Source organism: Actinomycetospora sp. NBRC 106375, from assembly GCF_030269665.1.
In the GTDB taxonomy this organism is placed as follows: Bacteria; Actinomycetota; Actinomycetes; order Mycobacteriales; family Pseudonocardiaceae; genus Actinomycetospora.
In genome coordinates, this window is the sequence record NZ_BSTS01000027.1 from 25,511 (window position 1) to 45,794 (window position 20,284).

Annotated in this window: 22 protein-coding genes; 14 read left to right on the forward strand and 8 right to left on the reverse strand. The window is 72.4% G+C overall.

The window, feature by feature from the left end; genetic code table 11:
* Positions 1-6: 6 nt before the first annotated feature.
* The gene (locus tag QSK03_RS29685; RefSeq protein ID WP_285659198.1) at positions 7-1,236 is read right to left on the reverse strand and encodes a helix-turn-helix domain-containing protein; all 1,230 of its coding nucleotides are present in this window, start codon (positions 1,234-1,236) and stop codon (positions 7-9) included.
* A gap of 125 nt (positions 1,237-1,361) precedes the next feature.
* Here QSK03_RS29685 and QSK03_RS29690 point away from each other — a divergent pair, with 125 nt between their 5' ends.
* The 12 genes from QSK03_RS29690 (at position 1,362) to mobF (ending at position 13,358) form a co-directional block, all read left to right on the forward strand.
* Positions 1,362-1,634 carry a helix-turn-helix domain-containing protein gene (locus QSK03_RS29690; RefSeq protein WP_285659199.1) on the forward strand — a complete coding sequence of 91 codons (273 nt, stop codon included), beginning with the start codon at positions 1,362-1,364 and terminating at the stop codon, positions 1,632-1,634.
* On the forward strand, positions 1,634-1,864 hold the full coding sequence (locus QSK03_RS29695) for a hypothetical protein (protein WP_285659200.1): 231 nt from the start codon (positions 1,634-1,636) through the stop codon (positions 1,862-1,864). Before QSK03_RS29690 ends, QSK03_RS29695 begins: the two co-directional genes overlap by 1 nt.
* 321 nt (positions 1,865-2,185) lie before the next feature.
* Positions 2,186-2,608, forward strand: coding sequence for a single-stranded DNA-binding protein (gene ssb, locus QSK03_RS29700; protein ID WP_285659201.1), 423 nt, complete (start codon positions 2,186-2,188; stop codon positions 2,606-2,608).
* Complete coding sequence (locus tag QSK03_RS33300; protein ID WP_352232073.1) at positions 2,601-2,996, forward strand: WhiB family transcriptional regulator; 396 nt, start codon at positions 2,601-2,603, stop codon at positions 2,994-2,996. Before ssb ends, QSK03_RS33300 begins: the two co-directional genes overlap by 8 nt.
* Positions 2,993-3,529 carry a hypothetical protein gene (locus tag QSK03_RS29715; protein WP_285659202.1) on the forward strand — a complete coding sequence of 179 codons (537 nt, stop codon included), beginning with the start codon at positions 2,993-2,995 and terminating at the stop codon, positions 3,527-3,529. Before QSK03_RS33300 ends, QSK03_RS29715 begins: the two co-directional genes overlap by 4 nt.
* The gene (locus tag QSK03_RS29720) at positions 3,522-3,872 is read left to right on the forward strand and encodes a hypothetical protein (protein WP_285659203.1); all 351 of its coding nucleotides are present in this window, start codon (positions 3,522-3,524) and stop codon (positions 3,870-3,872) included. Before QSK03_RS29715 ends, QSK03_RS29720 begins: the two co-directional genes overlap by 8 nt.
* Positions 3,860-5,782, forward strand: a complete 1,923-nt coding sequence (locus tag QSK03_RS29725; protein WP_285659204.1) for a type IV secretory system conjugative DNA transfer family protein — start codon at positions 3,860-3,862, stop codon at positions 5,780-5,782. Before QSK03_RS29720 ends, QSK03_RS29725 begins: the two co-directional genes overlap by 13 nt.
* Positions 5,779-6,516 carry a hypothetical protein gene (locus tag QSK03_RS29730; RefSeq protein WP_285659205.1) on the forward strand — a complete coding sequence of 246 codons (738 nt, stop codon included), beginning with the start codon at positions 5,779-5,781 and terminating at the stop codon, positions 6,514-6,516. The genes QSK03_RS29725 and QSK03_RS29730 overlap by 4 nt, the downstream gene beginning before the upstream one ends.
* Positions 6,513-7,232 carry a hypothetical protein gene (locus tag QSK03_RS29735; protein WP_285659206.1) on the forward strand — a complete coding sequence of 240 codons (720 nt, stop codon included), beginning with the start codon at positions 6,513-6,515 and terminating at the stop codon, positions 7,230-7,232. The genes QSK03_RS29730 and QSK03_RS29735 overlap by 4 nt, the downstream gene beginning before the upstream one ends.
* Positions 7,229-7,606, forward strand: coding sequence for a hypothetical protein (locus QSK03_RS29740; protein WP_285659207.1), 378 nt, complete (start codon positions 7,229-7,231; stop codon positions 7,604-7,606). Before QSK03_RS29735 ends, QSK03_RS29740 begins: the two co-directional genes overlap by 4 nt.
* 6 nt (positions 7,607-7,612) lie before the next feature.
* Positions 7,613-8,416, forward strand: a complete 804-nt coding sequence (locus QSK03_RS29745; protein ID WP_285659208.1) for a hypothetical protein — start codon at positions 7,613-7,615, stop codon at positions 8,414-8,416.
* A gap of 280 nt (positions 8,417-8,696) precedes the next feature.
* Positions 8,697-13,358 (forward strand): MobF family relaxase, encoded by a 4,662-nt coding sequence (mobF, locus tag QSK03_RS29750; protein ID WP_285659209.1) that lies wholly within the window; start codon positions 8,697-8,699, stop codon positions 13,356-13,358.
* Here the strand turns inward: mobF and QSK03_RS29755 are convergent.
* From QSK03_RS29755 to QSK03_RS29785, 7 genes are all read right to left on the reverse strand, one after another.
* Entirely contained in the window at positions 13,331-13,933 is a 603-nt protein-coding gene (locus tag QSK03_RS29755) for a hypothetical protein (RefSeq protein WP_285659210.1), read from the reverse strand. The two genes, mobF and QSK03_RS29755, sit on opposite strands and share 28 nt — an antisense overlap.
* 155 nt (positions 13,934-14,088) lie before the next feature.
* Entirely contained in the window at positions 14,089-15,297 is a 1,209-nt protein-coding gene (locus tag QSK03_RS29760) for a cysteine--tRNA ligase (RefSeq protein WP_285659211.1), read from the reverse strand.
* 30 nt (positions 15,298-15,327) lie between these two features.
* The gene (locus QSK03_RS29765) at positions 15,328-15,753 is read right to left on the reverse strand and encodes a hypothetical protein (RefSeq protein WP_285659212.1); all 426 of its coding nucleotides are present in this window, start codon (positions 15,751-15,753) and stop codon (positions 15,328-15,330) included.
* Between the two features lie 82 nt (positions 15,754-15,835).
* Positions 15,836-16,399, reverse strand: a complete 564-nt coding sequence (locus QSK03_RS29770; protein WP_502872236.1) for a rhodanese-like domain-containing protein — start codon at positions 16,397-16,399, stop codon at positions 15,836-15,838.
* A gap of 19 nt (positions 16,400-16,418) precedes the next feature.
* On the reverse strand, positions 16,419-16,796 hold the full coding sequence (locus tag QSK03_RS29775) for a rhodanese-like domain-containing protein (RefSeq protein ID WP_285659214.1): 378 nt from the start codon (positions 16,794-16,796) through the stop codon (positions 16,419-16,421).
* Between the two features lie 8 nt (positions 16,797-16,804).
* The gene (locus QSK03_RS29780; protein WP_285659215.1) at positions 16,805-17,722 is read right to left on the reverse strand and encodes a sulfite exporter TauE/SafE family protein; all 918 of its coding nucleotides are present in this window, start codon (positions 17,720-17,722) and stop codon (positions 16,805-16,807) included.
* 75 nt (positions 17,723-17,797) lie between these two features.
* On the reverse strand, positions 17,798-19,162 hold the full coding sequence (locus tag QSK03_RS29785) for an MBL fold metallo-hydrolase (RefSeq protein WP_285659216.1): 1,365 nt from the start codon (positions 19,160-19,162) through the stop codon (positions 17,798-17,800).
* A 374-nt stretch (positions 19,163-19,536) separates the two neighbouring features.
* Between QSK03_RS29785 and QSK03_RS29790 the strand changes: the two genes are divergently transcribed.
* On the forward strand, positions 19,537-19,920 hold the full coding sequence (locus QSK03_RS29790; RefSeq protein ID WP_285659217.1) for a YidH family protein: 384 nt from the start codon (positions 19,537-19,539) through the stop codon (positions 19,918-19,920).
* Positions 19,917-20,270, forward strand: a complete 354-nt coding sequence (locus QSK03_RS29795; RefSeq protein WP_285659218.1) for a DUF202 domain-containing protein — start codon at positions 19,917-19,919, stop codon at positions 20,268-20,270. Before QSK03_RS29790 ends, QSK03_RS29795 begins: the two co-directional genes overlap by 4 nt.
* The last annotated feature ends 14 nt before the right edge of the window (positions 20,271-20,284 follow it).

Below are 20,284 nucleotides of genomic sequence, written 5' to 3' on the forward strand. Positions count from 1 at the left end.
GGTGGCTCAGGCGAGGTGCAGACGCCCGGCGAGCTGCTCCAACGCCACGCTGCGGGCGCCGCGGTTGTTCCGCAGCCAGCTCAGCACGAGTTGGCGACTGATGGCGTGGTGCCGGACTTGTTCGGGTGCGAGCTGCTCCGCCTGGAGGAGCACGCCGAGGGCGTCATCGCGTCGGCTTCGAGCCGTGTACGCCCGGGCAGTCTCGATCGCGTGGCGAACCTGACGCTCGACGGGAAGCGCGGACGCGTCGATCCGAGGGGCGATGTCGACGGCGATCTGGACGTCGCCCAGCTCCATGGCTGTGGTCATCCGGTGGAGCGCCACGTTAGTCGGCCCGAACGCAGTCCACATGGCGTTCTGGTCGCGCCCGAGCCGCCTGGCGCTTTCCTGAGCCTCGTCCAGGAACGAGCGGGCGGCGGCGCGGTCGTCGGCGCGAGCCGCCGCGACGGCGCCCGTCAGGAAGAGCGTTCCGTAGACCGAGAGCAGGGCGTCATCAGCCCGAGGACCGAGCTGGGGCTCGAGGAGGTCGGCCGCAGCGCGGGTGAGGTCGACGCTGGCTGCGAACCGACCCGTGGAGTGCAAGGCGTGGGTGACCGATCGAAAGAGCGATCCGAGAACAACGGGATTGCCGGACCTTTGCGCGGCGGTGAGCCCGCGCTCGGAGGCTATCCAGGCGAGGTCGGTCTCCCCGAGCTTGGTCAACACGGAGACGGCGATCTGGTAGGTGAGCCCGAGTAGACCTTGGGCCCGGCCGAAGTCCTCGACACCGGCCGTGCGGGTGGCCCGCAGGGCGTCGTTAAGGATGAGCGGGACGCGCGCCGTCACGTACGCGTACCGGCTCGCCTGGTACGCCTCGAACGCCGAGGCGACGTCCCGCTCCACGTTGTCGAGACTGACCGGCTCGTCGTCGGCGTTGCTAGCCCCGAGGAGCGGAGCGAGCTGGCTGTAGTCCATCAGGGCCGCGCGTAGCGCGGGCACGGTGTTGACGCCGCTGTCGTCGGTCCAGTCGAGGAGGGTGGGCTCGCCGACGAGATCGCCGATGGCGACGTCCAGGGCGTCGGCCAACCGACGGATCACTGACAATCGGTCGAGTTCGATCCGATTGTTCTCGACGCGGCTCAGCCAGTCCTCGGTACGCCCCACCAAGCCGGCCAGCACCAGCTGTGACTGTCCCCGTCGCCGGCGGTAGAACGCGATTCGCTCGCCAACGGTCATCGTCTCGGTCATTCCGCGCATGACGATCACCTTCTTCCGAGGTCGCCGAACCACCCCGGAATTTTCTTCCGGGTCCTCGCTCCCGACCGCTCTGACGCTAGCCGCACAGGCCCGCAGGGCGCAGTCGTTTCAGTCAGGAGCCAGCCGTGACCGCAAGTTCAGCCCGACCTGCCTCCGCGTCGGTCGGAGTTCGTCGCTTCTACAGCGTTCCGGAGGCAGCGCGGCTCATCGGCACCGCACCGGTGACGCTCTACCGCGCGATTCGCGCCCACGAGTTCCCCGCGGTGCGCATCCGCGGTCGCCTGATCGTCCCGGCTCAGGCGTTGGACGCCATGATCGAGACTGCGATCTCGGAGCAGAGCGTCATTAGCGCTGCCGCGTGGGTCCAGGTCTCGGCGGAATCCGCGCGGGAGTCCTGATGCCGAGCGTCGGGCTGTTGATCCTGGGAGCCGTCCTCGGCGCCTTCATCTGCGCCAAGACCAGGTCGGCCGCCGGGGCCGTCGTGTTCTCGCTGATTGCCTTGGTGCTGTTCATCGGCACTCCGGTGGGCCAGGGCCTACCGGGTGCCATCGGCGGCTTCATGTCGGCGGTGGATCAAGCGACGACACCGGCGTTGTCGGGCGAGCCAGGGGCACCGATTAACGGTTAACGGTCCGGGCGCACGGCTTCGGCTTCCCAACGGTCTCGCTCAAGGCCGCGGGGCCGAGGAGCGATGTCGAGCCGCCGTTCGGCGGCGCCCGGGAGGAGCCCGCCGAGCGTGAGCGGGCCGTTCCTCCCGCCTCAAGGGCGCCGACGGCGCCGCTGCGCGGCCGGACTGCGTCCGTCCCTTGACCCGAGAGACCTCGACGGCCCGCGACGCCCCGAAGCGGGGTGCAGGCAGGAAGGAGCGCCTGCACCGCCGACCGGCGGACCCCTCCCACCACAGCTGTGCGGCTCGCGCAGCTGACCACCTTCTGTGAGGAGCACGAACATGAACGAGACGACGCTGACGATCATCGGAAACCTGACCGAGGCGCCGGAGCTGCGGTACCTGCCGAGCGGGGCGGCACGAGCAGGCTTCACGGTCGCCTCGACGCCGCGGCGCTTCGACCGCCAGTCCGGTTCGTGGGTCGACGGGGACGCGCTGTTCCTGCGGTGCGTCGCGTGGGGCCTGCTCGCGGAGAACGCCGCGGAGTCACTGGGCAAGGGCGACCACGTCGTCGTGGTGGGCCGCCTACGGCAGAGGTCGTTCGAGACCGCCGAGGGCCAGCGTCGGCAGGTGATCGAGCTCGAGGTCGATGAGCTCGGTGCGTCGTTGCGCTTCGCCACGGCGCGTCCAGAGCGCGTCAACGCACCAACTGCCGATGCCGACGGAGCGACGCCCGTCGAGGGCCTGGTGAGCAGCGATGGCTGACTCGAACTGGCGCGGTCAGGCGGCCTGTCGCGGAGTGGACCCAGAGCTGTTCTTCCCAGAGGTCTCGGACGAGCCGCTCGTGCGCAAGCAAGTAGCGGCGGCGAAGGCGGTGTGCCGAGTTTGCCCCGTCCGCGACCAATGCCTCGCCGAGGCGCTGCTGCGGCTGCCTCACGGCATCGCCGGAGGGCTCACGGAGCAGGAGCGTCGTCGAGTGCGGTCGGCGGACAGCCTCGCCAAGGCCGACACCCCGCGGTGGCAGGCACTCCTCGACGCCGGGCGCTCGCACCCGGAGATCGCTCACGAGTGCGGTGTGACGGTACGGACCGTCGACCGCTGGGTTTCCCGGCTTCGCGACGAAGTCGTGTCGGGCCGAGGTGATCCCCGGTGAGCGCGGTCGAGGTGAGCCGGCGCGAGCAGGCGGCGTGGTCGACGCGCGAGCACGTGCGCCGTGTCGCGGTCATCGCTTTCGACACGACCGAGCAGCAGGAGCCGATCGAGGGTCTCCACGGGGTGTCCCGGCCTGTGCTCTCCGACCCGCTGGCCGGCGTGCGGGCCGGACGGCTCGTCGCCGAAGTCGCGGCGGGTGCGCTGCGGGACTGGGCGTTGCGGGCCCGCGGTGCGGGACGCAGCTGGGACGCGGTCGGCCAGGCGCTGGAGCTTCCCCAGGAGTCGGACGGGAGCACCCGGGCGGAGGCGGCGTGGGAGTGGCTCATCGAGCACCGGCCTCCACCTCCCACGGCAAGCCGATCGCCGGATTCGGCGGTGTGGACCTGCACCACCTGCCGCGGCCGGGTGCGCGACAGCGGCCCCTTCGCCTCGCATCCCGACGACCGCGAGGCCGGCCATCTCGCTGACTGCACCCGCCACACGGCAGCGCTTGAGGCATGGCGGAACGACGAGGAGGGAGAGTGCGATGAGTAGCCGCCGAACCTCGAGCGGGACACCACATCGCGGCTTCGGACCGACGATGCCGCTGCTGCTGGGCGTCGAACTGGTCCGAGCCGACGTCGCCAGGCACCTGTTCGGGCTTGAGCTCGGGGACGCGCCGTGCGGCGGTCCGATCACGTGGGTCCTGATCATTGACGCCGTCGTGGCCGGGCGGACCGACGAGCCCATGACCGACGACGCCGCGCAGGGCTGGGCGCGCCGGATCACCGGGGAGGGCGTGCAGTTCCAGGTCGCCCACCCCGCTGGCGGCTACTGGCTCGCCGACGCCGCCGATGTGCACGACCCGCGCCATCGTGAGGGCGGGTGGTCCCGGTGATCGCGACGGTGCTGATCCTCGTGGTGCTGGCCGGTGCGGTCGTGGTGTCAATGTGGCGCGGCGCGATCCGCCAGGCGCTGCTGTTCGGCGCGTTGGCGAGCCTGCCGGCGACCACGCTGATCCAGACGCTGTCATGGCCGGCGCTGCTCGTGGCTGGCGTGCTGCTCGCGCTGGTCGCCTGGCACCGCTGGTCGCGTAGCCGAGCGATCGTCAGCCGCTGGTCGGCGCGGTCGCGTCGCCGCGCCGGCGTCGCCTCCAGCCTGGATGTCGCGCGCTACGCGGGCACGGTGGCGACCCGCCGGCGCGCGGGCACCGTGCGGCCGTCACTGGGCTCACTGACGCGTCGCGAGGGCTGGGCGACCCCGACCTCGGCGGTGGGGGTGGAGCTGTGCCGAGTGGGGTTGCAACGGGTGTGGTCCTCGGTCGAGGACGTGACCCTGGTCTTCGGCGGCCCCCGCACCGGCAAGACCGGCTGGCTCGCCGGCCGCGTCCTCGACGCCCCCGGCGCCGCCGTCGTCACCTCCACCCGGACCGACCTGCTCGAGCTGTGCGCCCCGATCCGGCAGAAGAACCGCGGGCCGGTGTTCGTGTTCAACCCGGTCGGGCTGGGCGGTATCCGCTCCACGATCACCTTCGACCCGCTCACCGGCTGCACCGACCCGGTGACCGCGATGGAACGCGCGACCGACATGGTCGCCGCCACCTCCCGCGCCTCGCATGGGGACGCGGAGCGGTGGGACGCCCAGGCCCGTCGCGTGCTCGCGGCCCTGCTGCACGCCGCGGCGCTCGGCCGCGGGTCGATGCGCGACGTGCTCGGGTGGGTCGCCGACAACGACCGCGCCGCCCGCGAGGTGCCCGCCCTGCTGCGTCGCAGCCAGGTGGAGACCTTCGACAAGGCGGCCGAGCAGTTCGTCACCACCAACGACCGCACCCGCACCAGCATCACCAACTCGATCATGCCGGCGCTCGGCTGGCTCAACCATCCCGACGCCGCCGCAGCTGCTGCGGCCACCGACCGGCCCTTCGACGTCGAAGCGCTCCTGAACTCGCGGGCGACGGTGTTCCTGCTCGGGGCGGAGGAGGCCGACACCGGGCCGCTGGTGTGCGCGCTCACGGGCCATATCGCTCGGGAGGCTCGCCGGCTCGCGACAGCGAAGCCGTCGGGGCGGCTCGATCCGCCGCTGCTGCTGGCGCTGGATGAGGCGGCGCTGATCAGCCCGGTGCCGCTGGAGAACTGGACCGCGGACATGGGCGGGCGCGGGGTCACGATCATCGCCCCGTTCCAGTCGAGAGCCCAGCTCCTCGCGCGGTACGGGGAGCACAAGACCGCCACGATCCTGAACAACACCGGCTCGGTGATGCTGTTCGGCGGCACCCGCGATCAGGCCGACCTGCAGTTCTGGGCGACCCTGGCCGGGGAGCGCGACGAGCGGATCACCACCACCGACCTGCACGGGCGCGTCGCCAGCCGCACCGTCAGGAAGGTGCCGGTTCTCGCGCCGGCGCAGATCGCGAACCTCCCGGCCGGGAAGGTCGTCGTCTACCGGCGGGGTATCGCCCCGGTGATCGGGCGGGCCCGCATGGCGTGGACCCGCAGCGACGTCCGCGCCCTGCGCGCGCAGCCCGCGGTCGGCTGGCGGGGCCGGCAGCAGCGGGCCCGAGCGTGGGCCGAGGTCGGCTTGACCGCGGTGCTGCGACGGCTCGCCAGCCCACGACGGACCACGTGGCGGGCTCGCGGGGCGGCGCTGTGGCGGCGAATGACCACCCGGCGCGGCAGCACAAGCGTGCCGACACCGCGCCCGCCTTCCGACGAACGGCCACCGCTGGTGATCGACGTCGACCCGGTCGCCCCGCCCGTGCTCGGCGAGCACGACCACCCGTACAGCAATGACGAGAGGTGGCTGCGATGAGCCAGCCAGAGCAGCAACCCGACCGCCCGCAGGCGGCGCTGCGGTGGCCAGTCGAGCGGCACACGGCCTACCTCGACAGTCGCCCGGACGGCACCTCGCCCTACAACCCGGCCGCCGAGTACGGCGATCGCAACTGGCGCGAGCCGGCCTCCGACGCCGAAGCCGCCGCCCGCACCGCCTACCTACGCGAGCACTTCCCGCCAGCGCCGGGCTGGACGCCCCGCCCGCTGACCCCGGTCGAGAACGCGCTCCAGGACGCCCAGGAGCGCGCCGTGCTCTACGACCGCGCCCACGACCCCGACGCCTGGGCCGAGTACCAACAGCTCCAGGCCTTGGACCGGCTCGCGCCGCTCCCGACCCATGACACGCTCGACGACCTCCCGGTCGACGAACACGAGCAGCCCGACCCCCTCGCTTCGGCGGAGTGGCGTGACGAGGAGCAGGTTGCCCTCGCTCACCGAGCCGATGAGACCGCCTTTGACGGACGAGCTGGCGACACCGCCGACGCCCCTGCCGGCCCGGAGCGTCTGCGCCAACGCCTCGAGAACTTGCGCGCCGCACGTGCCGCAGAGGCGGTCGAGAGCGTGCCGGACGAGGACGAGGAACGGCGCGAGCAGCTGCTCCGGTGGCACGACGACGACCACCGCGCCATCGATGTCGGCGCCGATCTCGACTCCTCCCACGAGACCGGCGACAGCGGGAGCGGTTCCAGCGGACCGGGGTGGGGTCGGTGACCCGCCGCCCGCCCGGCCAGGCCGGACTCGGCGACGGCGAGTTCGCCCGAGTGGAGGCCCTGGCCGGGCTGGCGCGCGAAGTGGACGGCCTGCGCCGCGGACTGGACGCCCTGCTCGGAACCCCGACTCGGGTGGACGACCTCGCACGCACCGTCGCCCAGCTCGCCGACGCGTTCGCAGCCACCCCGGCCCGGCCAGGCCCGACCGTCGCGCCGTCATGGCTGACCGCACCCACCGACAGCGAAGCGCTAGCGGGTCTGCTCGAGGAGCTGTGCCGGTGGCTGCAGGCGGTGTTCCTGCGCTACCCCGACGGGGTCGCGGTGCTGCCCGAGTGCTGGCTCTGGCACCCCGACGTCGTCGAGGAACTGCTCTGGCTGATGTACGCGTGGCGTGCCGCCTACGAGGGCCGCGGCGCCTCTGTGCAGCTGGCGGGGGACTGGCACGACCGGCAACGCCCTGGCGTGGTGCGCCGCCTCAAGACCGCCGCCGGGTCCTGCTCCCGGGAACGCCACCAGACCCGTCCCGGCTGGGCTGGCGCGCCGTCGGGTGCGACGCCGGTGCCCGGGGTCGAGGCCACGACGTCGATCGCCTGGTGGTGGGCCGGCGCCCGCGACGACGCACCTCCTGAGCCGCCCCCCGACGGCACAACGGCACAGGGCGGTACCGGGATCGGCGCCGCGGTCAACGGCGCCGAGCGCGGGCGGTGGTCGCGATGACCACTGCCGACCAGGCCGATACCCGCGCGCAGCAGCGCGCCCGCGAGGCCGCGGAGCGGGCCGAGTGGGACACCCTATCGAAGATCTACTTTGCGCACATGAACGCGGTCTCGCCCGACCAGTTCCACTGCTTCTGCGGCAGCCTCGACGACCTCCGCCACGCCGTCGCACGCCTCGACCACGAAGCCCCACGCAACCCTGGTGCAAAGGCAGACCGGTCGTCTGGTCGGGCGGCATCCTCCGCGACTTCTCGTGACGCTCTTCGAGCTGCTGGGCACGGCGACCAGGACGAGCAGCGTCGTGAGCAGCTAACCCAGTGGCACGCGGCCGACCGCACCGTCGAGCGCGGCAGCGTCGACGTCGACGCGGACTGATCGACGATGGCCGACACCGACAACGCGTTGGGCAATCGAGCGCCGGACGAGCGCAGCAAGGGTTGGCTGCTCTGGCTCCCCGGACTCGCGGTCGCACTCGGCGCCGCCATCGCCACCGCGCACGGGTTGTTCGAGGTCGCCGTCGCCGCCCGCGTCCCGACCGGCATCGCCTGGCTCTACCCACTGATCACCGACGGGCTCGCCCTGGTCGCCTACGGCGCCACAGCCCGCCTGCGCGACGGGGCGGCTCGCTACGCGTGGGTCGTGGTCGTCACCGCCGCCGGCCTCTCCGGTCTCGCTCAAGCGACCTACCTCGCCGGCGGACCCGCCGTCGAGGTCGCTCCCGCCCTTCGGTTCGGGATCGGCGCCTGGCCCGCTGTCGCCGCGGCGGTGGTCGCCCACCTGCTCTACCTGCTCGCCGCCGCGAGCCCCCGTGCTGTTCAGCCCGAACCCGTTCATTCGACAGGGTTCAACGTCGGCGCTGTACAGGCGCAGGTCGTGCCCGGCGGCGTTCAGCCCAATCCCGGGCCGAACGCGGACCCGGTCAGCGCCGAGGGCGCCGACGACAGCAGGTCGGTTGTCGGGCCCCCGCGGGCGGCGCCTTCGCCGGCTCGCGACCGGGCCGAGGCAGCCGCGTCGCGGCATGCCCAGCGTCACGGCGTCTGGCCGACGGTCTCCGAGCTCGAGACCGACGCCGAGGTCTCCCGCGGCACCGCCGCGGCCGCGCTCAAGGCCCTCCGCGACCGACCGCTGCCCCTCCATCTGATCAACACCAGCGAGAACGACCCCACTGAGGAGGCCCAACCATGACCACCCAGCAGCCGACCACCACGACCACGAGCAATAACCAGGACCAAGACAAAGAGCAAGAACCAAGACCAGCAACCGACACCGATCACTACACCGAACAGACGACAAGACACGAGCAACAAGACCCAAGAACGAAAAGATCAAGGGAAAGATCAGAAGACGCACACCGAGGCATCACGATCCTCGGGTCTCGGCCGGCCTCCGGCCGGCCGTGGAGCGGCGAAGCCGGCGCCCGCCGTCTTGTTGATCTTCGGTCGGGATGCGAGGTCCTGCGCCGCGGGTGGTCCGGGTGCTGAGCGTCGCGACGGGCTACAACCCGGCCTACCTGCTGAAGGAGGTCGCGAGCGGCCGGGAGAACTACTACACCGGCGCGGTCGCCGAGGGCGAGCCACCGGGGCGCTGGTGGGGCGCCGGCGCGGAGGCGCTCGGTCTTGACGGTGAGGTCGACGCGCAGGACATGACGGCGATCTACTCGCGGTTCCTCGATCCCCGCGCCGAGGGCTTCCGCGATCCGAACCGGTGGGACGAGCTCGGCGACGACGGGACGCTCGGACACGCGGGGCGGGCGTACAAGTCGGCCGAGCAGTTGTACGCGGATGCCCTCGAACGAGAGCCCGACGCGTCGGCTGAACGCCGCGATGAACTCCGCGTCGAGGCGAGCAAGGCGGTGCGGCAGAACGTCGCCTTCCTGGACCTGACGTTCAGCGTTCAGAAGTCGGTGACGCTGCTGCACACCGCGTTCGAGGCCGAGGAGGTGAAGGCCGGTGCCGCCGGCCTGGACGAGGAGGCCGCCGAGTGGGGGCGGCTGCGCGAGACCGTGGAGGACGCGATCTGGCGTGGCAACGACGCTGCCCTGTCATATCTGCAGGACCACGCCGGCTACGCCCGCGTCGGGCACCACGGCGGCACCGCCGGGCGGTGGGTCGACGCACAGAACTGGGTCGTCGCCAGCTTCTTCCAGCACGACTCCCGCGACCACGACCCGCAGCTCCACATTCACAACGCCACCCTCAACCGTCAGCAGGCAGACGACGGCCAGTGGCGCACGCTGGACTCGCGAGCGATCCATCGCCTTAAGCCGGCTGCGGCGGCCGTGGGTGAGCGCACCACCGACGAGAGCTTGATCCAGGACCTCGGGGTGGTGATGGCGATGCGTCCCGACGGGCTTGCACGGGAGGCGACCGCGGTCGACCCCGCCTCGCGGGACCGCTTCTCCGGCCGGTCACACAAGATCACGGGGCGCGCCGCCGAGCTGATCGAAGCGTTCGAGGCCTCGAAGCAGCGGGAGGCCACCGGCCTCGAGCGTGATCGCATCAAGCGCCAGGCGACGATGGCCACCCGGGCGGCGAAGGCGCACGGCGGTGAGAGCCGGGAGGAGTTCCTGGCCCGCGTCGACGACGAGCTGCGCGTCGAGGTCGCCGGGGGGCTTGCGGGTATTGCCCAGGCCGCTCGCGATCAGGCCGGGCGGACGCCGGCCGCTGCGGAGCGGTTCGTGCCCTCGGAGGTCATCGAGGCGGCGCTCGAGGCGGTGCAGGCTAAGAAGACCAGCTTCACCCACGCCGACCTCGTCCGGGAGATCAACGCCCTCCTGCCCGACCACCTCGGACGACACGATGGAACCGAGGTCGCGGGACTGCTGCACGGCCTCGCGGACCAGGCCATCGCGCTCGTCGAGCACGTCGATCCGATCGACGCGGCGGCACCGGGTGAAGGCCTCGAGCCGGACGCGTTGCGCCGACGCGACGGTAGCTCGGTGTACGCGGCCCCGGGTGGGCGTTCGTACGTCACCCGGGAGCACCTGCGTAGCGAGAATCGGCTGCGGGCAGCCACTGCGGCTCGCGACGGGCTGCGACTCACCCCGAGTCAGGTGCAGCGGTTCGTCGAGGATCTCCGAGGCCAGGGCATCGAGCTCGGCGTGGATCAGACCGCGGCTCTCACCGGCGTCCTGACGTCCGGCGCGCGGCTCGAGACGTTGATCGGGCCGGCCGGGACGGGCAAGAGCTTCGCCGTCGGTTCGCTGGCCCGCGCCTGGACCGATCCCACCCACCGGCGCACCGACGAGCCCGAGCGACGGACGTTCGGTCTGGCGACAGCGCAGGTGGCCGCCGACGTGCTCACCGCCGAGGGTCTGACCGCCGCGAACACGGCTCGCTGGCTCGCGACGCAGCGCCGCCTCGACTCCGCGGCCGCAACGCACCGCACGCCGCTCGACGACGACCGCTGGTGGCGACTGCGCCCCGGTGACCTGGTGGTGGTCGACGAGTCCTCGATGGCCGACACCGCCGCGCTCGCCGCGATCCACGCCTATGCGAACGAGGCCGGCGCCAAGGTGCTCCTCGTCGGCGACCCCCGACAGCTCGGGGCCGTCGGTGCGGGCGGTGCGATGCACATGGTCGCCGAGGCCGGCGCGCGTTACGAGCTCTCGGACGCGCGTCGCTTCCACGAGCCCTGGGAACGCGACGCCTCGCTGCGCCTGCGAGCCGGTGACCCCGACGCCATCACGGACTATCACCGCCACGGGCGCCTGCTCGACGCCGGCACCCTCGCTGACGCCGAAGCATCCGCTACCCGGGCCTGGCTCGCCGACACCCTCGCCGGCCAGCGCTCCCTGCTCGTCGTCGACACCAACGAGGCGGCCGCGCGCGTCTCCACATCCATTCGCGACGAGCTGGTGCGCCTCGGTCGCGTCGACGAACACGGCCTGCCACTGCGCGACGGGACCTACGCCGGAGTCGGCGATGTCGTCCAGGGCCGTCGCGTCGCCTGGGAGCTCGCCGGCTACGAGGGCAACCGACGTGGCCCGATCAATCGCGAGCACTACCGCGTCACCGCCGTGCGCGACGACGGAGCCCTCGATGTCGCCGTCGTCGGAGCCGGCGAGCCGCTCTACCCGCGATCCAGCAGCGACGCCGCGATACCGGCTGAGGGCGAGAGGCTCGTGCTCCCGCCGGAGTACGTGGCGGCTGACGTCACGCTGTCCTACGCCGGGACGGTCCACGCCGCGGAGGGCGCCACCGTCGACAGCGCCCATCCCGTCGTCACGCCACGCACCGACCTCAACGCCCTGTACGTCGGCCTCTCCCGGGGCCGGATGTCCAACACCGCGCACATCGCCACCGTCGCCGGCCCCGACGACGCCGCCCAGGGCAGCGAGAACGATCAGGTCCACCGCGACCCGCGCGCCGTCCTCGCCACCATCCTCGAGTCCCGCGACCGGGTGGACGACGAGCACCGCTCGGCCAGCACCGCACAGGACGACGCGGCCACCCGAGCCGCGTCCGTCCAGATGGCCGGCGAGCGCTTCGCCGACCTCGCACACCAGGTCGCGACCGAGCGCACCATCCGGCATCTCGACGCTCTCGTCGCCGAAGACTCGCTCACCCCGCACGACCGTGCACGCGTCGCCGCCGAGGACGGCACCGCCGGCCTGACCCGGCTCCTGCGCCAGGCCGAGATCGCCGGCCACGACCCCGCCGAGGTCCTGCGCGATGCCGTCGCCGACCGCCCCCTCGAGGGCGCCCGCCGGGTCAGCGACGTCATCCGAGGACGCATCCGAGCCGAACACACCTTCGACCCCACCGGCGCCACCTGGACCCACTGGATCCCTGACGACATCGACCACGACACCCGTCGCTACCTCGAAGCACTGGCCGACGCTGCCGACGCACGAGCCCGCGACCTCGGTGCCGCGCTCGCGGCCGATCCACCCCCCTGGGCGCTGCGCGGCCTCGGGCCGGTGCCCACCGACGAGAACGCGCGGGAGGCATGGGCCGCGCGCGCCAGCGCCGTCGCCGCACACCGAGAGCTCGGCGGCGTGCCGATCGCCGACGACAACGCCGTGACCTCCCTGCTCGGAGGCGACGCCGGTCGGCCCGCGACCGCCGCCGAAGTGCTCGGCTCTGCTCCTCCGCGAGGCCACGTCGAGGCCTTCGCCGCCTACCGCGCAGCCCACCGCGCCGCGGGCCTGCCGGAGTACCAGCGCGACGAGCTCGAGTGCTCACCGGCCGGTCACCGCGTTCGGGTCAGGGCCTGGGAAAGAGAGCAGGCCTGGGGCCCGGCCTACGTCGAGAACCTCCTCGCCGGCACGCGCCAAGCCGAAGCGCGACACCGACAGACCGCCGCGCTACGCCGCGCCGAGACCGACTCCGTGCTCGACGATCCCGACGAGCGTGGCCGCCTCGCTCGGGAAGCCGACCACGCCGACGCGCTCGCCGAGAACCTGAGACGTCACGGCGCGACCCTGGAACAGCAGTCACAGACCTACACCGAGTGGTACGCGGCCACCGCGATGACACGCACGATGGGCGAGGCGTCCGCTCAGTACCTCGCCGAGCAGGACGCCGCCGATGACCCGAAGCCCGCGGTCACGGCCGAGGAGTGGCTCGCTCTCGACCGAGCGAGCCGCCGCGACGACGACACCTTCCGCGACATCACCGACCACGACATCACCGACCACGACATCACCGACCACGACATCGACCAGACCGGCACGCGCGACGGCCCGACCGACGAGGCACCTGACAGCGCCCACCAAGCAGACCCACGGCGCGGCCAGGAAGCGGACGACGAGATCGATCGGCCGGAGGCGATGGCGCGGGATCACGAGAGGTACGCGGAGGACAGGCCTGTCGGTGAGACCGATGTTCCTGACATCCGCGAGGCTGCTGTCGGCGCCCCCGACGGCGTCGACGAAGACTCTGTCCACGCGCCGGACGATGACGAGGTCGCCGCGGCCACCACGCGTGCCAACGAGGTCGCCGCCGAGCTCCGCAATCGCGAGGTGCTCGAGGAGCGCCACGCCGACGACGACCGCGCTCAGCAGCTGGCCGCCTGGCACGAGGACGACACGACAGGAACGGGAGCCGACAGCGAGTGGCGTGACGACGACGGCGAGGACGCCGTGGCGGTCGACGACTACGTCGACGCAGAGGCCGAGGCCTGAGCTGTCCGATCGGTCGCGACGGGTCGACCCGGAAGCGGCCGGGTCAGCGCCTCCCGCATGATCGCCGCGCACTCACGGCGCGCGGCCTCCGTGACGGAAGAGCCGCCCTCGAGGTGCCGCGGAAGCACCGGCGGCGTGTCCTCTCCCAGCCCCATCGCCCAGCTCAACGCACGTCCGGCGCCACCAGCGATGGCCCTCGTCCACCCGTGGGTCGACCACTGCTCCCACCACGCCCGCCGACCGGCCGTCTCGAGCTTGGCGATCCCGGCTTCGCGCCACCACGGCGGCTCCGGATACGGATCGCCGTTCGACACCGCGCCGCACACGATGAGCTCGCCCATCGCCCGCCATCGCGTCGGAGCTGTGCTGTCGGCGGTCGCCGGCGCACTCGTCGACACCCCACCCACCCAGGCCAGCGCGCACTGCGCTCCGTGCACCTCGGGGGATCGGCCGCGTTTCACGTAGATCCACACAAGGGCGTGCTCCAGCCACGCGAGTTCCGCCGCGGGGCGCTCGACCCACGCTGGCACGGTCTGAACGCGCGGGACGCCGCTGACCTTCGCCGTGCCGACCATCCGGCCCACGTCCTTCCGTGCAGTGGGGACGGACACTTCTGCGTCCCGCCCTCCCAAGAGGAGAGTGCCGCACGTCCCCGACAACGGCGTTGCGCTCAGGCCGCCGCTGCTCGAGGACCGCGCGACTACCGGGGGAGTTGCGGTCGTTCGCGTACTCAATCGAGTGCGAGAGTCCGGATGACCAAGCGGGCGGCGTCTCCTCCCTCGCTCAGGGCGATCGTGAGAGCGGTGGGGACGTCGAGGTCGTCGAGCAGGGCACGGGTCACGGCCGCGACGGGACCGTCGCTCCCGCCGGCCCGTCCTGCCGCCCGGTAGAGCTCGTCCAGCGTCTCGGTCGCCGCGGTGACCTCGGACGGCTCGAACTCCCACGAGTGCGACCACGGCCGGTGCAGGAGCATCAACCGGAGCGCGGCCGGGGCGGCCGAGGAGAGCAGGTCGTTGACGAGTACGAGGTTGCCCGTTGACTTGGCCATCTTGTGCCCGCGATAGCGCACCGCGCCCACCGACATGGTGGCGCGGCGGAAGGGTCCGTCGGTGACGGCCGCGGCGATCGCCGACTGGTAGGCGTGGTGGGGGAACGCGAGGTCGCTGCCCCCCACGAGGACGTCGACGAGTCCGCCGAGGGTTGCGAGGGCCATGGCCGAGCACTCCGCGTGCCACCCGGGCCGGCCCGGTCCCCAGGGGCTGGGCCAGGCGGGGTCCTCGGGCCCGGATCGCTGCCACACGGGGACGTCGAACGGGTCGTCACGGTTCGGGTCGTCGGGGCGGTCGCCTCGCTCGGTCAGGAGGCGCAGGCCTTCGTCGCGGTCGAGGCCGTGGTCGAGCGCGATGTCGCCGGCACGGAAGTACACGGTGCCGTCTCGCTCGTAGGCAGCTTTGCGCGAGAGGAGGGTGGACGCGAGCCGGATGACGTGGTCGATGTGGTGGCGGGCCCGCGGCACGTGCTGCGGCTCCCGCACTGACAGGGCCTTCATGTCCCGGTCGAACTGGTGCTCCTGGACCAGACCGAACGACGCGTAGTCGGCACCCTGCCGGGCCGCCGCGGCGGTCAGGACGTCGTCGACGTCGGTGACGTTGCGGGTGGTGAGCGAGGGGATGTCGGCGAGGCGGAGCACCCTGGCCAGGGCATCGGCCCACACGAAGGTGGCCGCGTGCCCGAGGTGGGTCACGTCGTAGGGGGTGATGCCGCAGACGTAGAGGCGTGCGGGGAGCGCGAGCGGCAGAGGCCTTCCGGCCAGCCGGGGCAGCGGCAGCGCCGGCAGGACGGCCGCCGCTGCGATCGCACTCGCGCCGACGGTGCCGATCGGTGCGTAGTCCGGTCCGGTCGGCGTGCTGGACGGTGCGGAGCCGGGGACGGCGGTCACGGAGCTCCTTCGCTGGTCTTCCGAGGGCTTTCAGGCTGACACGACGGACGGGACTCGCTGGTTGGACGCGCGGTCGATGATCAGGCCGGCCGCCGCGGCGGTCTGGTCGTCGTCCTCGACGAGCAGGGTCGGCAGCCGCAGACGTGCACAGAGTCGGACGATGGTGCCCGCGTGTCCGGGGCTCCGGGTGGCCGGCTCCGGCGGGCACCAGAGCCACGCCAGCTCCGGGGCGAGAACAATCACGGCCTGCCGGACCGCGTGAAGTGCGCAGTCGGGCCCGCCGGCGATCGCCCGCCGGAACGGGCGAGCCGTGCGTTCACAGCACGGGCGAAGGTCGATCACGACCTCGGCACCGAGGCGGTCGCAGCGTCCGGCGACGTAGTCGTCGAAGGTCGCCGTGTCGGGCCACGCGTCACCGATGCCGTGTGAGCGCCAGCGGCAGGCTCGAGGCTGCATGGCGCCTCCCGATCGGATTGTTCCGACATTCGTACTGTAGGAACTCAGGACGAATGTCGTCAACGATCCGGCGCGGCCCCGCTCAGGTCAGCGCGTCCAGCGCGACCGCGGCGTCCGGTGCACCGCGGCGGTTGTAGGGCAGCAGGGCGAGCATGCGGGCCATGCCGCAGGTGTTGCTGATCGCGGAGAATGTCAGCCCGGCGCCGATGGCTCCCGCGAGGGCGATGAGCGGGCGGTAGCGCAGGCTGCCGAGCACGCCCGTCACCACCAGCGACCCCGCGGCGAGACGGACCTGGCGCTCCATCGCCCAGGTGCCGTGGCCCTCGCTGACCTCGCCCCCGTCGCGCTGCCAGTCGGTCATCCCGCCGCGCAGCACCTGGAGCCGCTCCATGCCGGCACGGTCGAGCATTGCCCGCGCCTGCTCGGCTCGAGCGCCCGAAGCGCACACGAGCACGACGGGATCGGCGTGCTCGGCACGGATCTCGTCGCGGAGCTCGCGCAGCAGCGTCAGCGGCACGTTCGACGATCCGGGGATGTGCGCCGCGGCGAACTCGCCGGGGGTGCGGACATCGATCAGACGCGTTTCCGGGTGCGACGCGAGCAGGCCGCGAACGGTGCCGGCGTCGATGTGGGCAGTGGTCACCAGTCCTCCATGACGACGTCTGTCAGCTCAAGATATCGACGTGGCGTCCCGACTCGATCCACGCCGCCGTACCTCCTGCGATGGACATGGCCGGCGTCCCGGCCTGTTCCACGGCCTCGGCGGCCTTGGCGCTCCGGCCACCCGAGCGGCAGATGATCTGGAGCGGCTCGGGGCCGAACTGACCCGGGTCGGCGACGACGTCGTCGAGCGGCACGTTCACCGCGCCCGGGACGTGGCCCTCGGCGAACTCCTCGGCGGAGCGCACGTCCACGAGCCTGCCCGGGGTCCACCCGGAGGCAGCCAGCTGGTCGACCGAGGTCTCCTGAACGCTCGTCATCGATGTCCTTCCGTTGCTCAGTATTAGTACCAACATACCGACAATGATGAGGATCAGGACCATGGCGGGTCTCACGCTGTAAGGGCGATGCCGGAGCGCAGGGCGGTGTAGCCGGCAAGCAGGAGGAGGACGGCCGCGAAGATGCGGCACAGGGCGGGGGAGGAGACGCGGTCGGACGCGACCTTGCCCAGCAGCGTGCCCACGACCGCCGCGACGGTCACTGGGATGATCAGGCGGACGTCGAGGACCTCGGCGCCGAGCCGCGGAGCGAGGGCGGCGACGGCGTTGATGACGATGACCAGCAGCGACGTGCCGATGGCCGCGCGCGTCGGCCAGCGCATGACCAGGACCAGGACGGGGACCGCGAGGAAGCCTCCGCCGACCCCGAAGAGCCCGGTCATGAGGCCGACGGCCAGGCCCCCGCCGACCACCATGAGGGCCTGCGCGGTCCGGGACCGGTCGCCGGTCGCCGGTTCCGTCGAGGGCCGGGGCACGGTGAGGAGCGCACCGCCGTCCGGAAGCGGTGACGGGCTCGTCGACGGGTTGCTCGGGCGCTCCGTGACGTCACCCCCTCCGGCCGGGACGACGTCGACCGCACACTCGTCGGTGGGCTCCTCGCCGGCCTGCCCGCGGCGGGCGTCGCGGATCATCAGGGCCGCCGCCACGGTGATTACGCCGGCGAAGGCGAGCAGGAGAACGGAGGGGTCGAGGTAGCGGGCACCGACCGCCCCGGCCAGGGCGGCGACGGTCCCGACGAGGCCGAACACCACGCCGGCGCCCCATCGGACGTTGCCGCGCCAGGCGTGCGCGGGCAGGCCGGCCAGTGCGGCCACGCCGACGATGATCAGTGACGCCGTCGCCGCCTCGTGGGTGGAGGCGCCGAGCAGGTAGATCAGGGCGGGCACGGTCAGGACACCGCCTCCCCCGCCGAGGGCACCGACCACGAGGCCGATCACCAGGCCGATGGCGATCTCGAGTGCGAACGTCATACGGCCTCCTCGCCGCAGGCTCGCGCGCGGACCGAGGGCTCGGCGGCCCCTGGTCTGTGGCGAGGGAGGGGGTGGTCAGCCCGTCGCGAGACCGAGCTCGACGGCGTGGGCGTAGTCGTCGTCGACGAGGACGATGTCGCGTCCGGCCCGGTCGAGCAGGCTCGCGGCGATGCTCGCCCGGAAGCCCGCGGCGCAGTGCACCCACAGGCGCCCGGGGGGCAGGTCGTCGAGGCGGGTCAGGAGGTCTTGCAGCGGGACGTGCGGCGCGGACGGGATGCCGCCTCGGGCCCGCTCGTCGTCGCGGCGCACGTCGAGGACGGCTTCGTCGGCCTCGGTGCCGGTGCGTGCCGCGATGTCGGCGAACGTCGCCGTGGGGTAGCGGCGCAGGTCGCCCGACGGCGCGAGGTCGGACGGCGCGCCGACGGCGGAGCCGGCCGGACGGTCGATGCCGATCCGGGTGAGCTGGCGCTGGGCCTCGCTGACGGCCTCGGCGGAGTCGCCGACCAAGGTGACCGGGGTGCCCCAGGGGATGATCCAGCCGAGATAGGTGGAGAACTGCGCGCCGAGGGCGATGCCGACGGTGCCGCCGATGTGCTCGGCGGCGTACGCGGTGCGGTCGCGGAGATCGACCACCCACTCGCCGTCGGCGATGCGCTTGCGCAGCTCGTCGCGGTCGACCTCGGCGACGGGGGAGAGATCGGCCGCGTCAGGTCCGGCGAGGTTCCGCGGGCCCATGTGCGCGTAGTAGCGCGGGTAGGCGGTCAGGTTCGCGATGAGCGTCTCGACGAAGCGGTCCTCGTCGGTGGCCAGCAGCGCGTCGTTGGCCCGGCGCTCGGCGCCGATCGTGCTCGAGTCGGCGCCGGTCGCGCCGCCGGAGGAGCAGAAGCTGCCGAACCCGTGGGTCGGGTAGACCCGCGTCTCGTCGGGCAAGGCGTCGGCCAAGCGGTGCGCCGAGCGGTACTGATGGTGGGTCATCTCCGTCGTACGCGCGGCGTCGACGAGGTCGGTGCGTCCGACGCTGCCGAACAGCAGCGAGCCGCCGGTGAACACCGCGGCGGGTTCGTCCGGCGCAGCGGTGTCGTCCACGACGAAGGACAGGTGCGTGACGGTGTGACCCGGGGTGGCCAGCGCCCGGACTCGCAACGTCCCGACCGGGATCTCCTCGCCGTCGGCGATCGCGTGCCGGTGGAAGGTCACGGGATCCTCGGCGTTGACCAGGTAGTAGGCGTCGGACTCGGCGGCCAGGGCGTGGCCGCCGGTGACGTAGTCGTTGTGGATGTGGGTCTCGGCGACCGCGCCGATCCGCACACCCTGCTCGGCCACGATGGCGTGAACGCGGTCGAGATCTCGCTGCGGGTCGACGACCAGGGCGACCTCGCCGTCGTGCACCACGTAGCTGCGGTCCCCGAGGGACTCAGTGGCGATGACCTCGACGTGCATGGCGACCTCCCTGCCGGTGAGATGTCCCTACATTAGGACGGGCCATCGTCATCGTCAACGCCACGAGTCTGGCGCTGCACGGCCGCTTGGGTGGTCTCATTGCGAGACGACGCTCACTCCTGAATATGAGTACTGGCGCTGGCGTCCCTTCTTCTCCCAATGTTGGCACATAGGAAGTAAGCGTAGCTAACGATGCTGGAGGTGAACGGTGCGCTTTGTTGGGCACACCAGCGACTGGTAGCGGCGTCGAGCCTGGGACTCCAGGCGCTCACCGGGACGCTGTAGCAGCGCCGAGCCGACGGGCCTGATAGGGACGTCGTGCACCCCGGGTCCGGGAGATGCGCACGAGCGACGGGCGGCCGCGGAGGCAGGCGATGGGTACGGCGGACTCACCGGCCGGCGAGGCGTCCGAGCGGGATCGAGGGATCGACATCGAGCCCGACTACCGGTTCACGCTGGCCAACGAGCGGACGTTCCTGGCGTGGAACCGCACCTCGCTGGCGTTGATCGCCGGTGGGGTCGCCGCCACCCAGCTCGTCCCAGAGTTCGGCCCGGAAGGGTCTCGGCACGTGGTCGGCGGGCTGCTCGCGGTGCTCGGCATCGTGGTGTCACTCCTCAGCCTGCGCCGGTGGCACCAGGTGCAACGGGCGATGCGCCAGGACGCGGATCTCCCGCCCAGCCGGCTGCCGCTGCTGCTGACGATCGGGCTCGTCGTAATCACGGTGGCGGTGGCGATCCTGGTCTCGGTGGCGCGGTGACCGGACCGGAGGACATGGACCCGCGCCAGCGCCGCCTCCGCTCCCGGCCCGGGCTCCAGCCCGAACGCACGGCGCTCTCGTGGGACCGGACGGCTCTGGCGATGCTGGCCAACGGGGCCCTCCTGATCTTCCGGGAGAACCGGACGGGCAGCGTCCTCGCCTGGGTCCCGGCCGGGCTGGCCCTGTTGGCGGCACTGATCTGCGCCCTGCTCGGCCGCCGCCGGCACGCCCGCATCGTCGGGAGCGGAGCGCGGACGATCAGCGCGGCCACCGGCGAGGCGGTGTCGTTGACCGCCATGGTGGCGGCGCTCGGTGTCCTGACCCTGCTGCTGACCCTGCCCGAGGTGTGACCAGCCGGACCGAG

Bases quoted from the DNA above. Each gene is read 5' to 3' on its own strand.
- QSK03_RS33300 (WP_352232073.1), top strand. From the start codon at position 2,601: ATGGCTGACTCGAACTGGCGCGGTCAGGCGGCCTGTCGCGGAGTGGAC.
- QSK03_RS29740 (WP_285659207.1), top strand. From the start codon at position 7,229: ATGACCACTGCCGACCAGGCCGATACCCGCGCGCAGCAGCGCGCCCGC.
- QSK03_RS29745 (WP_285659208.1), top strand. From the start codon at position 7,613: ATGGCCGACACCGACAACGCGTTGGGCAATCGAGCGCCGGACGAGCGC.
- QSK03_RS29765 (WP_285659212.1), bottom strand. From the start codon at position 15,753: ATGCAGCCTCGAGCCTGCCGCTGGCGCTCACACGGCATCGGTGACGCG.
- QSK03_RS29780 (WP_285659215.1), bottom strand. From the start codon at position 17,722: ATGACGTTCGCACTCGAGATCGCCATCGGCCTGGTGATCGGCCTCGTG.
- QSK03_RS29730 (WP_285659205.1), top strand. From the start codon at position 5,779: ATGAGCCAGCCAGAGCAGCAACCCGACCGCCCGCAGGCGGCGCTGCGG.
- QSK03_RS29790 (WP_285659217.1), top strand. From the start codon at position 19,537: ATGGGTACGGCGGACTCACCGGCCGGCGAGGCGTCCGAGCGGGATCGA.
- QSK03_RS29785 (WP_285659216.1), bottom strand. From the start codon at position 19,162: ATGCACGTCGAGGTCATCGCCACTGAGTCCCTCGGGGACCGCAGCTAC.
- QSK03_RS29720 (WP_285659203.1), top strand. From the start codon at position 3,522: ATGAGTAGCCGCCGAACCTCGAGCGGGACACCACATCGCGGCTTCGGA.
- QSK03_RS29755 (WP_285659210.1), bottom strand. From the start codon at position 13,933: ATGGTCGGCACGGCGAAGGTCAGCGGCGTCCCGCGCGTTCAGACCGTG.
- QSK03_RS29695 (WP_285659200.1), top strand. From the start codon at position 1,634: ATGCCGAGCGTCGGGCTGTTGATCCTGGGAGCCGTCCTCGGCGCCTTC.
- QSK03_RS29775 (WP_285659214.1), bottom strand. From the start codon at position 16,796: ATGGTCCTGATCCTCATCATTGTCGGTATGTTGGTACTAATACTGAGC.
- QSK03_RS29685 (WP_285659198.1), bottom strand. From the start codon at position 1,236: ATGCGCGGAATGACCGAGACGATGACCGTTGGCGAGCGAATCGCGTTC.
- ssb (WP_285659201.1), top strand. From the start codon at position 2,186: ATGAACGAGACGACGCTGACGATCATCGGAAACCTGACCGAGGCGCCG.